Source organism: Roseburia amylophila, assembly GCF_025567465.1.
Classification (GTDB): Bacteria; Bacillota; Clostridia; order Lachnospirales; family Lachnospiraceae; genus Roseburia_C; species Roseburia_C amylophila.
Map to the genome: position 1 here is coordinate 47,300 of NZ_JAOQKI010000009.1, position 13,088 is coordinate 60,387.

Here is a 13,088-nt window from a genome sequence, read left to right on the forward strand (position 1 = left end):
GTATCTTTACTCCTTTGGTTTCTGAAGTTCTTATTTCTCCCTATGAATCAAATATTCCACCAGATGAATCAGAAATTCATTTTTTACCACCAGTGATTCTAATAAATTCACTGCATGTTTTGAATATCGTTTCACATCTTCCTGTGCTTTTTTCAATCCCTCATATGTAACATAAGTTGCCTTTTCGTTTTTGGCATCACTGCCAACCGGTTTTCCAAGCACTTCCTGATTACCGGTAACATCTAAAATATCATCCTGGATCTGGAATGCCAGACCAATCTCTGATGCCGCCTCTTCGATAATCTTCTGCTCGCTTTTCGTGGCTCCTGCAAGAATCGCACCGATTAACATAGATGCTTCAATCAAAGCACTGGTTTTTAATTTATAAATAAAATCTAACTGGTCTCTGGTGACAGACTGTGTTTGATCCGTTTCAACATCTACGGTCTGTCCCCCTACCATGCCATAAATTCCAGCTTTCTGTGATAATACAAGCAATGCCTTTGCCACATTAGGCGTCTGTTCCGTCTGTAATGCTGTCAATGCTGTCTCATAGGCAAAATTCAAAAGACCATCCCCGGCAAGAATTGCCATGGCTTCTCCATAGACAATATGTGTTGTCTTTCGTCCCCGTCGGTATTCATCATTATCCATTGCCGGCAGATCATCATGAATTAAAGAATAAGTATGAATCATCTCAATGGCTGCCATGAATGGTTCAATTACCTCTGATTTTCCGCCAAACATGCGGTAAGTCTCTAACATCAGCATGGGTCTTAACCGCTTTCCTCCTGCAAGAAAACTATAATTCATGGCTTCAATTACCTGCTTCTGATAGCCTTCTTCCTCCGGAAGATATTTTTTTATAATATTTTCAATCTGTTCTGTCCGCTTTGTAAGCTCTGCTGTCATATCCATTAAAATTCCTCCAGCATTCCCTGTTCATTCAGCACTAACATTTTCTTTTCAATCGAATCTATCCTCTCACTGCAGTGTTTCAGCTTCTTCATGCCCTGCTCATAACAGACAAAGGATTCATCCAGAGAAATGTCTTCCTCCATATGTGCAATCAACTGCTCCACTTCTGCAAATAAATCCTCTAAATTCTCATTTTCTTTTTTTCCCATTATATTATCTGTCTCATTTTCATTGATTGTATGATCTGTCATCTTCCGATTTCCTCCTGGCATATGATTTCTTCTACTCTTGCCTTAACAGTTCCGTCTTTTACACTGATCTGCAATTGTTCTCCTTTCGAAACCTGTGAAACACTTTTTAAACCATTCTGCCGGCTGTCAGAAACATATGCATATCCCTGTCCCAATCGTTTCAATGGCGAAATATCATCGAAATGCTGGGCTAACATCCGAAGTCGTGCCCTATTCTTATCTAACTGCTGTGTCATGCCATGCTCTAAGCGAAGCTGCAATTCCTCCAGATACTGTTTTTGACTGTTCAGACGATATACAGGACTCTGTTGCATTAATCTTGCCTTCAGTGTCTCCATGCGTCCCTGTATCACAGCAATTTTACTCTTCATGCTGCGCATCAGATGTACCCGGTCAGTCCGTATCCGCTGTAACATCTGATTCCTGTCATATACCGCAAGTTCTGCTGCTGCAGACGGAGTCGGTGCCCGCAAGTCTGCCACATAATCCGCAATGGTGTAATCCACTTCATGTCCCACTGCAGAAATAACCGGTGTTTCACATTCAAAAATTGCCCTTGCAACAATTTCTTCGTTGAATGCCCATAAATCCTCTATGGAGCCACCACCACGCCCCACAATGATAATGTCCAAATGCATGGCATCCAATGCATGAATCCCATTTACAATGCTTTCTTTGGCACCCTCACCCTGTACCAGTGCCGGATATAGAATAAGCTGCACATAAGGATTTCTTCGTGCAGCAATATTACGGATATCCTGTATTGCAGCCCCGGTAGGTGCTGTAACAATTCCAATACGTCCGGCATACTGCGGAATCGGTTTTTTATACTCTTCCGCAAACATGCCCATTTCCTCAAGTTCCTGTTTCAATTGAAGAAATCTGGCATATAAATCCCCTGCACCGGCAAGTGTAATTTCTTTTGCATATATCTGATATCTGCCGTCCCGTTCAAATACTTCAATAGAACCTGTTACCTCGACTTTGTCGCCATCCTTCATACGAAAGGATAACCCACCCCGGTTACCGGCAAACATAATTGCACTGATGGCACTGTTATTTTCCTTTAAAGTAAAATAAATATGACCGGAGGAATGATATTTACAATTCGATACCTCACCCTTCACACATACCTGATGCAGGACAAAATCCTGGGCAAACATATTCCTGATGTATCGGTTAATCTGGGTTACCCCATATACTTTCTTCATCATGCGATTTTTGCCAATACTCCGTTGATAAATGCCGGTGAATCATCTGTTCCATATTTTTTTGCCAGTTCTACTGCTTCATTGATGGCTACTTCGGTTGGAATATCCTCTTCATATTTTATCTCATATACAGCAAGACGAATCAGGGTCAGATCAACTTTGCCCATACGGGTTGTTTTCCAGCCTTTGGATGATTCATTGATAATCTTATCGATTTCCTCTAAAACAGCAATAATCTTATTAAATTTATCTTCAATATAGCGCTCATCCGGCTTCTCAATCGGTTCATTCTCTTCGATAAACAGATTCATCTGCTCTTCGTATTCCTTCTCACTATAAAATTCCACACGGAATAACATTTTAAATATCTGTTCTCTGATTTTTCTCCTGCTCATGTTGTATCCTTTCAATATTGGTCTTCCATGTAACTATAAAAAAGAATGCTTTAACAGCATTCTTTATTATACTACATCTGCGGTTATCACAAAAGTATTATTTCGTATTTTTCATGTCAACCGTAGCAATTCTGACATTAACAATTGCTACGGATAATCCTGTCATAGTCTCAATTGCAGATTTTACTTTCTCCTGTACTTTCTCAGATACTTCTGGAATAGAATAGCCATAAGAAATATTTAAAGCTACTTCTACGCTGACTGTTTTCTCTGCCACCTCTACCTTAACACCCTTAGATAAATTCTTCATTCCAAGTTTGCTCACCAGTTCATTGGTAATATTACCAGCCATGGATGCAACTCCTTCTACTTCTGTTGCTGCAAGTCCTGCAATAATAGCAACGACCTCATCTGCCACATGTACTTCCCCAAGGTTATCTTCTTTTATTTTAACAACTTTTCTATTATCTGCCATCGTTTTGCCTCCTACAAAAATATTATGTGGTTATTATATCAGATAATTCATTTTTTGAAAACCTTTCCGCATAATATTGTGCATTTTCCCTGCGTAAAAGTTCTAAGAAATCTCTGTCCGGAATCGGCTTGGAATAAAAATATCCCTGCAGATAATCACAGTGCTGTTCTGTCAGATAATCTACATATTCCTGGTTTTCTACTCCTTCTACCACAATCTCAAGCCCAAGTTCTTTAATCATGCGGATAGTATTACGCAATGCAATCATTGCCTTTTCATTTTTAAATGCTTCCCACAGAATGGTTTTATCAATTTTTACGATACGGAATGGAAACCGGAACAGATAATCCGTATTGGAATATCCTGAGCCATAATCATCCAAAGAAAACTCAATGCCCTGCTTATGCAGTATCTTGATATTGTTTTCCAACATATCACTATGGGCTGCCGCTGTCTCAGTAATCTCAAGATTGATCTGGGCTGGTGCTACATGATACTTCTTCATTATTTCCGTCAACCTCTCGGCAAGATTTTCCTGCATACACTGCACCACAGACAGATTTATTTCTATATACTGTAAGCCATAGTCTGTAAGCTGCTTTTCCTGGATAAAACGACAGACTGTCTCAAATACAAATTCTCCAATCTGCATAATCATTCCGCTCTTTTCTGCAATTGGAATAAATTCTTCCGGAGAAATGTAGCCCATACTCTGATCTTTCAGCCGGATCAGTGCTTCCGCAGATACGATTCTGTTTTCTGTCACCGAATAAATCGGCTGGTAAAAGACTTCGAAACCTTTATGGTCTACTGCATCATTCAAAAGTTTCCGGATACGAAGTTCCCTCTTTGGCCGGTCAATATCCATCTCAGCAGTCTTTAATACTACATTTCCATTTTCAGATGATAATGAACGCATATACTGGATATAGTCAATTAATCCATTCAGATTATTCGCATCACGCGGACACACAATACTGCTGATATGAATCCGGAATTTTGTCTCTACACTGCCGGAATGCCATGGCTGTTCAAACCGGTCCAGAATCTGCCGGATCAGTAAGGAAGAATCAATATCCTTCTTCTTCCGGTCTAACGCCAGCACATATACGCTCTGTGAAAACTGGTAAATACGGGAATTGTCGATAAGCTTACGAAAAAATGCCACCATTTCCTTCAGGAATTCATTAACAGAATCATTTCCCAATGTCTGCCGCATCACCTTTAAATTATGCACTTTAATGACAAGCATCGGAAAACGCTCACTTCCTAACAGGCGTTCCTCTGACTCTTTTAAAAATGCCCTCCGGTTCATAATTTCAAGCTCCGGCACCGTATATTCCTGTGGCCTTTCCGAAGAAATCAGATATAAAAGTACGCACATTGCCATTCCAAAAAACTGAAACCGGAAACCCGGAAATGCAATATGAAGCACCAGTGTAAACACACTTACAACTGCAAATACAGTCGTAGAGAATAATACTTCAAAGCTGAGCCGTTTTCGGAAACGAACCAGAAACACTTCCCCCATCAGATAAAAATAAATCATACAAAGGTAGAATAACATAATTCCATTCTGTCTCTGATAGCTGCCATCCGTTCCCACTTTAAACAGATATGGTATAAATAACTGTACTACCAGCAATGCGATTACAATCCAGGCCGGTACAAACAACCATCCCTTTTCCTTCCGGATAAAGCGTTCCACTCTTCCTGTCAGGCACAGAATATACAAAAGATATGCTGCCGCTGCCACAACCTGTCCTAAAATACAGATATAGAGCAGGACTGTAGTTCCTGTTTTTCCGAAAGTAATTTCCTTCCAGAACAGTAAAAAGTCGCTGGTAGACACGACAAGCAGAGCATACAACATTACGCGGTATACCCTGCTTTGAAAATTGTCACTATATTTTCTTAAATGATACGCAACTAATGCAGTCAGAAGAACAAATGCAGCCGCAATATCGTAGTATACTAAATGCTCCATTCTTATCCCTCACACTCTGCATAAATATTATCTGAAAGATATTTTACATCACTGAACGGTTCCTGCTCTGTTGTTTCTTCTGCCATTCCTGCCGCCTTTATCTTCGTCAGTTTGTCGATATAAAAATCCACAGCCTTCTTTGACTCTTCGAAAGTATATAACGCCGCCGGGGAATTCCATTCCCTGATATAAACCTTGTTGTAGTCAATATAAGCAATCATGGCAAAATCGCCGTCTTCCGGGTTTAGAAATGTCTTCTGCATGGATGCATGCATATCACAGCCACGGATGATTTTATCCTCTTTGTTTTTCTTCTGCCCGGTTACAACTTTTGCAGACTTCTCTCCGGATTCCGTTTTATTTCCGGATGCCTTCTTTTTCTTCTGGTCTTCTTCCACCATCCGGTCTATGGCATCTGCTGCACGATTCATTGCTTCGAAAATATCAAGTTGTCCCTCTACACCTTTTTTCTCCGTTTTCATTGTGCCCCCTGTATTTTCTTAAGCCTTTTTCCAAAAAGAAATCTGCTTATTTTCCCACAATTTTTCTGGTATTGATATAATCATATGGTGTCTGCTGATACACATAATAATTCAGCCAGTTTGCATATAACATATTACCGTGTGAACGCCACTGCAGTAATGGTTTTGCATTGATATCATTGTCCGGATAATAATTCTCCGGCATGGCAATATCCATCCCTTTCTGCAGATCACGCTTATATTCCTCATCCAATGTATAACGGTCATATTCCGGATGTCCCATTACAAAAATTTTGCGTCCCTCATTGGCAATTGCCAGAAATACACCTGCTTTTTCTGATTCTGCAAGAATGGTAATATCCTTTACTTTCTCAATATCCTCTTTACGGATTCCGGAATGTCTCGAATGCGGTGCCATAAAGCGGTCATCAAATCCCCTTACCAGTGGTACTTTGCGGTTCTTTACCTGATGTTCGAAAATTCCAAACATTTTCTCATCCAGCATATATTTTGGGATACCATAGTGATAATAGAGGGCAGCCTGTGCGCCCCAGCATAAATGCAGGGTTGATGTTACGTGGGTCTTAGACCACTCCATAATATCACAGACTTCCTTCCAGTAATCCACCTCTTCGTATTCCATGGTTTCTACCGGTGCACCGGTTATAATCAGTCCGTCCAGATTCTCATCCCAGATTTCATCCATTGTCTGATAAAAATGATTCAGATGACTCATGGATGTATTCTTTGATTCATGGGATGATACCGTTAAAAAGGTAACATCAACCTGTAATGGTGTATTTGCAAGTGAACGCAGCAATTGCAGTTCCGTTTCTTCTTTTAATGGCATCAGATTCAGTATTCCAATCCGGATTGGGCGGATATCCTGATGTTCTGCTCTTCCCTCATCCATAACAAACACATTTTCCCGTTCCAGAATCTCTCTGGACGGTAAATCGCTCATTATCTTAATCGGCATATTATCTAACCTCTTTTCATCATATACACATATCTCATCTCATAATACCTTAATTTTACGAATACTTCAATATGCAATTCACTTTCCGAAACGTTCCACAAACATATCTTCAGAAATAATCGGAATGCCAAGACTCTTTGCTTTCTGATTCTTTGATGATGTGGATTCAATATCATTATTCACAAGATAATCTGTCTTCTTAGAAACACTGCCGGTAACAGAGCCGTTCTGGCTCTCCACATACTCTTTAAATTCGGTACGGTTTTTAAACTGATGGACATCACCGGTAATGACAAAGGTAAGTCCTTCACAGGTTCCTCCCTCTGTCACCTTCGGCTCTACTTCCGCAATGTTTAATATTTCTTCTAATGCAGCTACCGTATGACGGTTTTGATTCTGTCTGTACCAGTCCAGCATAGAAGTCGAACGCTCCGGTCCGATTCCGTCAATATCCTCAAATCCTTCCCCTGCATGCAGTTTCTGAAAGAAACCTCCTGTGCCAAGGGCAGCAATCATTTTCTTTCCTGCATCGGTGCCAATCTGCGGAATGCATAGTGCATAAATAAAATGTACCGGATCAACGTTTTTGCTCTTTTCAATTGCCTGCAGCATATTGTTACAGGATTTCTCGCCAAATCCGTCTAAAGAGCGGATTTCATCCGCATGATTTTTAAGTGTATAAATATCTTCAAAATAATGGATATATCCTAAGTTCATAAACTTTAGCATGGTCTGTATGGACAGTCCGTCAATGTCCATGCCGGGCTTGCTGACAAAGCGGCTGAATTTTTTTACATGCTTTGCGGTACAGTCCGGATTCGTACAATGTAAAGTCTTTGTTCCGCTGTGTTCACTGATTCTGATTTCTGTTCTGGCATGGCATACCGGACAGAATTCCGGAATCGTAAAAGTTCCTTCCTTTTTCTTTACGCCGATACATTTTGGAATAATCTTATTTGCTTTAATAATATCAAGTGTTGTCTTCCCATCTTCTCCGATTCCAAGACGTTCCATCTCACTGATATTACAAAGGGAGGCTCGGCTTACGGTGGTTCCCTCCAGTGCAACCGGCTCAAATACTGCTACCGGAGAAATGGTAGATGCCGCACAGGACCACTCTACATATTTTAATGTGGTCTCCGCAGAGACATCCTGCCATTTAAACGCATAACCGGCTCTTGACGCATGATGCCCGGTAACACTACCTGTCTGGGCATAATCATTATCTTCATAACAGATAACCAGTCCATCTACCGGAATATCCATTTCACCATCTTCTACCTTCTTTGTCCAGCGTTCTACAACTTCCTCCAACCCTTTCGCATCGGTCAATTCATGTGCTACTGTCGTAAATCCAAGCTTCTCAAGATAATCCATCCGTTCTCCCCAGGATGACATTGTTTCATCCAGATGCACCAGTGTAAATGCATAAAAATGAATATGGCGTTCCTTTACTTTATCAAGATTGCTCTTATCCAGACCTAAAGTGCCGGATGCAAGATTTCTCGGGTTGGCATATTTTTCATCATCATCTTCAATGGTATCATTGATTAATTCAAAATCTGTATAGGTAATAGCCGCTTCGCCACGGACTACCAGATGTCCCTTATATTTTACAGTCTTTGGAATCCCTTCAATGGCATCCTTCATAAATGTGATATTGCTGCCGACGGTTCCATTTCCTCTTGTTAAAATCTTAACAAGTTTTCCATTATCATAAGTTACTACCAATGTTAATCCATCCAGTTTCCAGGATAACCAGACTGGTCTTTCTCCCGCCCACACCTGTAAATCAGAAATCCGTTTCGTCTTGGCAAGGGAAAGTGCCGGATATTCATGTGCTTCCCGTTCACCATTGCTTTCCTCAAATCCGGCATTCTGTGTCGGACTTTCCGGCAGAATATATCCTGTTTTTTCTTCTAACCGGGTCAGTTCGTCAAACATGCCATCCCATTCATAGTTTGACATAATTTCATCCTGTCCATTGTAATATGCTTCGGACGCCTCATTTAACGTTTTTACCAGTTCCTCGATTCTCTTCTTCTCATCCATGGATATGCTCCTTACCCTCAATCTATTTTGGCATTACTGTTGTATTGCTGGAATTTAAAATGCGCCGGTTCAGCTCAGTCCACTCTTCCGCCGTTACTCTGCGGTACTTTCCTTTTTTGAGACTGCCCAGTTCTATATTCATAATGCGGACTCTCTTTAATTTTACTACTTTATATCCGCAATACTCACACATCCGGCGGATCTGCCGGTTATACCCCTGGGTTAATATGATTCGGAATTTACGCACATCTAGTTTTTCTACTGCACATGGTCTTGTAACCACACCAAGTTCTTCCAGTGGAACTCCCCCGGACATTTTCTTTAAAAATGTCTCCGTTATGTCATGATTTACGGTAACTTCATATTCCTTTTCATGCATATTCCCGGCACGCATCATCTTATTTACAATATCCCCATTATTTGTCAATAATATAAGTCCCTGGGAATCTTTATCCAGTCTTCCTACCGGATAAATACGTTTCGGATAATGAATATAATCAACAATATTGTCTTTTTCGTCTTTTGCAGCAGTGCAGACAATGCCCACCGGCTTATTAAATGCAAGAAGAATCATTTCCTCTTCTTTTTTTATTTCTTTTCCATCTACGCGCACTCGCTGTCCCGGCATCACCTTACAGCCAACAGAAAGAACTTTTCCATCTACCGTAATGCGTCCCTGCTCAATCAGACGGTCAGCTTCTCTCCGGGAACAATATCCTGCTTCACTTAAAAATTTATTGATTCTGACTCCGTTTTCTTCCATCGATATTTTCACCCTGTGTAAATTTTCTCACTGCCCGCGGAACAAAGAATGTGCCAAGGCACATTCTCGCGCCTGCGGCAGTCGCTTGCAACATCTACCTTATACGCCGCAGTGTGCATCCTCGCGGAGCGTTTTTTACTTTACAGAAAAGCAATTTCCTGTAAAGTAAAAATAACGGAGGTCCTAAGACCTCCATCTGTTTATTATTTTAAGAACTCTGTCTTAACATATCCTTCTTTATCTTTCCAGGTGACTTTTGTCCACCCTTCTGCATAGCTCATCTGAACAGTAACAGAATCTCCTGCATAAGCAACTCCAACCTTGGATGCGGTCTCACTCATAGAGGAACGGATATTAACCGTATTGGTTAATGTAATCTTAGTGCCCGCTGCAATTCCGCTGGTGTCTGCCGCCGGCTCCTGTGCCGGTGCTTCTGTTGAAACATAGTCACTCTTTACATATGCCGGTGTACCATTGTAATCAATGCTGCTCCATCCATCTTCTGTCGTACCGGTTCTTGTCAGTGCAGTTCCCTTTTCAACTGTTCCAAGTAATGCTCCGGACTCATTCGGTTCCTGTCTGACATTTACTTTATCCAGTGTATATACCGTCTCCGTTGTCACTTCCGGCTCAGCTGGTGTCTCTGGTTCCACCGGTGCCTCTGGTTCCGCCGGTGTCTCTGGTTCCGCCGGTGTCTCCTCTGTTGCCGGCTGCTGCTGTGCCTGTGCCTGTGCGATTGCTGTTGCCCATGCATTATATGCATCAGCAACTGTAACCGTTACCATATTAGAAAGATTTTCATCTGAAGCAATTGCTTTTTCATAATTTGCCTGTACTTCTGCCTGTAATGCAATGACATCTTCCTGTGTTTCAAAACTACTGATTAAGTTTTCCACATTATTATCGGTCGGCTGTTCTTTATAATGACGGTTAAAGCTGCTGTATAAGTTATCAATATAAAGTGCTCCCTGCTCATTCTTCTTTACATAAAAGAACTCCATACCAGGTGCTGTAGTATCTACTCCTGCGAATTTCAAATCCAGCGTTACACAGACAAGATAAGAATCTGCTTCTAATCCTGACTTGGTATAACATTTGATATTCTGATAACTCTCTGCATACTGCGACATCATGGTAATCAGGCTCTGTTCATTCTCGGAAACAGGTGTTGCATAGGTCTGTAATGTTGCCAGATCACCTGCCGCATATGCATTGTAATAATTCTGCATCAGGGTATTGATTTCCGGAACGGCATCTACCTGAAAGCTCTCTGATTCGGTACTCTGTTCCGTAGAAAGCCCATTATCTTTATCTTTATTTCCACTGCTGAATTTTATCATTACTACTGCCAATACAACAAATAATATTACTGCAGTAAAATATTTCCAGTTCTTCTGAAAGAAACTACTTATATCATTCTTTGATATCTTACTCATTTTTTCTTTGATTTCTGACGCTTTCATATCTGTCCTCCTAACCTTACCCATAACCCCCAAAAAAGCATGCTTTGTGAGCTGCCCGTGTAAATAATGAAAAACGTTTCTTATAAGTTTTGCGGGACATAAATCCCGCAAAAAAAATGTGTTAATATAAATTATAAAATGCACCCGGCGGGAATCGAACCCGCATTATCAGAGTCGGAGTCTGACGTTCTATCCATTAGACTACGGTTGCAGCTTATTTATACTAACACATCTATATAAAAAAATCAAAGGTTTTATTTAAGAAGCTTCTTCAAACTGGGAATTATAAAGCTGTGCATAGAAACCATTCTTCTGTAACAGTTCTTCATGATTTCCCTGTTCAATAATATCACCATCTTTCATAACGAGAATCAGATCAGCATCACGAATGGTAGACAGACGATGGGCAATAATAAAACTTGTTCTTCCTTTCATCAGGTTATCCATAGCCTTCTGGATTCTGTGCTCTGTTCTGGTATCAACAGAAGAAGTTGCTTCATCTAAAATCAATACCCGGTTGTCTGCTAAAATGGCACGGGCTATGGTAAGCAACTGTTTCTGTCCCTGGGATACATTGCTGGCGTCCTCATTTAATTCCATATTATAACCACCCGGCAGTGTCTGGATGAAATGATGGGCATGGGCTGCTTTTGCTGCTGCAATAACTTCTTCGTCCGTGGCATCCAGTCTTCCGTAACGGATATTTTCCATAATAGTACCTTTAAATAACCAGGTATCCTGAAGTACCATGCCGAAGGCATCTCTTAGCTCCCGGCGGTTATAGTTTCTGATATCGTTACCATCTAATCTGATGCTTCCACTGTTGACATCATAAAAACGCATCAGCAGCTTCACCATGGTAGTCTTACCTGCTCCGGTTGGTCCTACAATGGCAATCTTCTGTCCCGGTTCTACCTTTGCTGAGAAATCATTAATGATAATCTGATCCGGATTGTATCCGAAATGCACATGGGAGAATTCTACTTCTCCACGAACATCCTTTAATTCCACTGCATTTTCTGTGGTCTGGTCTTCTTCCTCTTCACCTAAGAATTCAAAAACACGTTCCGAAGCTGCGGTCATGGACTGTACCTGGTTAATGACCTGTGCAATCTGCTGGATTGGCTGGGTGAAGCTCTTTACATACTGGATAAATGCCTGAATATCACCAATTCCGATTGTTCCGTTAATTGCAAGCATTCCACCGGAAATTGCCACGCCTGCATAGCCAAGGTTACCGACGAATACCATAACCGGCTGCATCATTCCGGATAAAAACTGGGATTTCCAGGCAGACTCATATAATACATGGTTTGTATCATTAAACCGTTTTATGGTTTCCTTTTCTTTATTAAATGCCTGGATAACTAAATGTCCGGAATAAGTCTCTTCCACCTGTCCATTAATATGTCCCAAGTACTCCTGCTGGGTACGGAAATATTTCTGTGAAAATTTTGCAATTGCCGAAACCATCAACGCTGAAATCGGAAGAATTACTAATGCAATCAGTGTCATCAGTGGTGAAATAGAAAGCATCATCACAAGCACTCCGATAATGGTTGCCACGCTGGTAATAATCTGTGTCACACTCTGGTTTAAGCTCTGTCCCAAAGTATCCACATCATTGGTAATACGGGAAAGAACTTCCCCATAAGTTCTGCTTTCAAAATATTTCATCGGCATACGGTTGATTTTTTCAGAAATCTCTTTACGCATACGATAGCAGATTTTCTGTGTGATTCCAGTCATAATAAACCCCTGAAAAAAGCTGAATACCGCACTGATAATATATAAGCCAAGAGTAAATAATAATATCTTTCCAATCAGTGTAAAATCAATTCCGCCGGTTCCTGCTACTTTATTCATCAGACCGTCTGCCAATGCCGTAGTAGCTTTACCCATTACCTTTGGTCCTAATACAGAAAATACGGTAGAACAGATTGCAAGTATCATAACTGCAACAATTCCAATTTTATATTTTCCAATATAAGAAAGAATTTTCCGGAAAGAGCCCTTAAAATCTTTTGCTTTTTCACCCGGCATCATTCCACCGCCCATTGGTCCTCCCGGACCTCTACGACGTGGTGCACGATAACTTTGCTCATTACTCAT

At 40.9% G+C, this 13,088-nt stretch carries 12 protein-coding genes and 1 tRNA gene; all 13 read right to left on the reverse strand.

The window, feature by feature from the left end; translation table 11 throughout:
• Positions 1–30: 30 nt before the first annotated feature.
• Positions 31–918 carry a polyprenyl synthetase family protein gene (locus OCV43_RS07395; protein ID WP_022243229.1) on the reverse strand — a complete coding sequence of 296 codons (888 nt, stop codon included), beginning with the start codon at positions 916–918 and terminating at the stop codon, positions 31–33.
• On the reverse strand, positions 918–1,169 hold the full coding sequence (gene xseB, locus OCV43_RS07400; RefSeq protein ID WP_022243230.1) for an exodeoxyribonuclease VII small subunit: 252 nt from the start codon (positions 1,167–1,169) through the stop codon (positions 918–920). The genes OCV43_RS07395 and xseB overlap by 1 nt, the downstream gene beginning before the upstream one ends.
• Positions 1,166–2,383 carry an exodeoxyribonuclease VII large subunit gene (xseA, locus tag OCV43_RS07405; protein WP_262623763.1) on the reverse strand — a complete coding sequence of 406 codons (1,218 nt, stop codon included), beginning with the start codon at positions 2,381–2,383 and terminating at the stop codon, positions 1,166–1,168. Before xseA ends, xseB begins: the two co-directional genes overlap by 4 nt.
• Entirely contained in the window at positions 2,380–2,775 is a 396-nt protein-coding gene (gene nusB, locus OCV43_RS07410; RefSeq protein WP_262623764.1) for a transcription antitermination factor NusB, read from the reverse strand. The genes xseA and nusB overlap by 4 nt, the downstream gene beginning before the upstream one ends.
• A 97-nt stretch (positions 2,776–2,872) precedes the next feature.
• Positions 2,873–3,250 carry an Asp23/Gls24 family envelope stress response protein gene (locus OCV43_RS07415; RefSeq protein WP_022243233.1) on the reverse strand — a complete coding sequence of 126 codons (378 nt, stop codon included), beginning with the start codon at positions 3,248–3,250 and terminating at the stop codon, positions 2,873–2,875.
• Between the two features lie 22 nt (positions 3,251–3,272).
• Positions 3,273–5,237, reverse strand: a complete 1,965-nt coding sequence (locus OCV43_RS07420; RefSeq protein WP_262623765.1) for an EAL domain-containing protein — start codon at positions 5,235–5,237, stop codon at positions 3,273–3,275.
• A 2-nt stretch (positions 5,238–5,239) separates the two neighbouring features.
• Complete coding sequence (locus OCV43_RS07425; protein ID WP_262623766.1) at positions 5,240–5,719, reverse strand: hypothetical protein; 480 nt, start codon at positions 5,717–5,719, stop codon at positions 5,240–5,242.
• A 46-nt stretch (positions 5,720–5,765) separates the two neighbouring features.
• Positions 5,766–6,698, reverse strand: coding sequence for a homoserine O-acetyltransferase MetA (gene metA / locus OCV43_RS07430; RefSeq protein WP_022243236.1), 933 nt, complete (start codon positions 6,696–6,698; stop codon positions 5,766–5,768).
• A 78-nt stretch (positions 6,699–6,776) separates the two neighbouring features.
• Positions 6,777–8,750 (reverse strand): NAD-dependent DNA ligase LigA, encoded by a 1,974-nt coding sequence (gene ligA / locus OCV43_RS07435; RefSeq protein WP_262623767.1) that lies wholly within the window; start codon positions 8,748–8,750, stop codon positions 6,777–6,779.
• Positions 8,751–8,772: 22 nt separating this feature from the next.
• On the reverse strand, positions 8,773–9,513 hold the full coding sequence (locus tag OCV43_RS07440) for a pseudouridine synthase (protein ID WP_022243238.1): 741 nt from the start codon (positions 9,511–9,513) through the stop codon (positions 8,773–8,775).
• Between the two features lie 203 nt (positions 9,514–9,716).
• Positions 9,717–10,976: an SH3 domain-containing protein gene (locus OCV43_RS07445; RefSeq protein WP_262623768.1), complete on the reverse strand. Its 1,260-nt coding sequence runs from the start codon at positions 10,974–10,976 to the stop codon at positions 9,717–9,719.
• A gap of 139 nt (positions 10,977–11,115) precedes the next feature.
• Positions 11,116–11,187 (reverse strand) — tRNA-Arg (locus OCV43_RS07450).
• 47 nt (positions 11,188–11,234) lie between these two features.
• Positions 11,235–13,088, reverse strand: a complete 1,854-nt coding sequence (locus OCV43_RS07455; RefSeq protein ID WP_262623769.1) for an ABC transporter ATP-binding protein — start codon at positions 13,086–13,088, stop codon at positions 11,235–11,237.

Bases quoted from the DNA above. Each gene is read 5' to 3' on its own strand.
- OCV43_RS07455 (WP_262623769.1), bottom strand. From the start codon at position 13,088: ATGAGTAATGAGCAAAGTTATCGTGCACCACGTCGTAGAGGTCCGGGA.
- ligA (WP_262623767.1), bottom strand. From the start codon at position 8,750: ATGGATGAGAAGAAGAGAATCGAGGAACTGGTAAAAACGTTAAATGAG.
- OCV43_RS07425 (WP_262623766.1), bottom strand. From the start codon at position 5,719: ATGAAAACGGAGAAAAAAGGTGTAGAGGGACAACTTGATATTTTCGAA.
- nusB (WP_262623764.1), bottom strand. From the start codon at position 2,775: ATGAGCAGGAGAAAAATCAGAGAACAGATATTTAAAATGTTATTCCGT.
- OCV43_RS07395 (WP_022243229.1), bottom strand. From the start codon at position 918: ATGGATATGACAGCAGAGCTTACAAAGCGGACAGAACAGATTGAAAAT.
- xseB (WP_022243230.1), bottom strand. From the start codon at position 1,169: ATGACAGATCATACAATCAATGAAAATGAGACAGATAATATAATGGGA.
- OCV43_RS07420 (WP_262623765.1), bottom strand. From the start codon at position 5,237: ATGGAGCATTTAGTATACTACGATATTGCGGCTGCATTTGTTCTTCTG.
- xseA (WP_262623763.1), bottom strand. From the start codon at position 2,383: ATGATGAAGAAAGTATATGGGGTAACCCAGATTAACCGATACATCAGG.
- OCV43_RS07445 (WP_262623768.1), bottom strand. From the start codon at position 10,976: ATGAAAGCGTCAGAAATCAAAGAAAAAATGAGTAAGATATCAAAGAAT.
- metA (WP_022243236.1), bottom strand. From the start codon at position 6,698: ATGCCGATTAAGATAATGAGCGATTTACCGTCCAGAGAGATTCTGGAA.
- OCV43_RS07440 (WP_022243238.1), bottom strand. From the start codon at position 9,513: ATGGAAGAAAACGGAGTCAGAATCAATAAATTTTTAAGTGAAGCAGGA.
- OCV43_RS07415 (WP_022243233.1), bottom strand. From the start codon at position 3,250: ATGGCAGATAATAGAAAAGTTGTTAAAATAAAAGAAGATAACCTTGGG.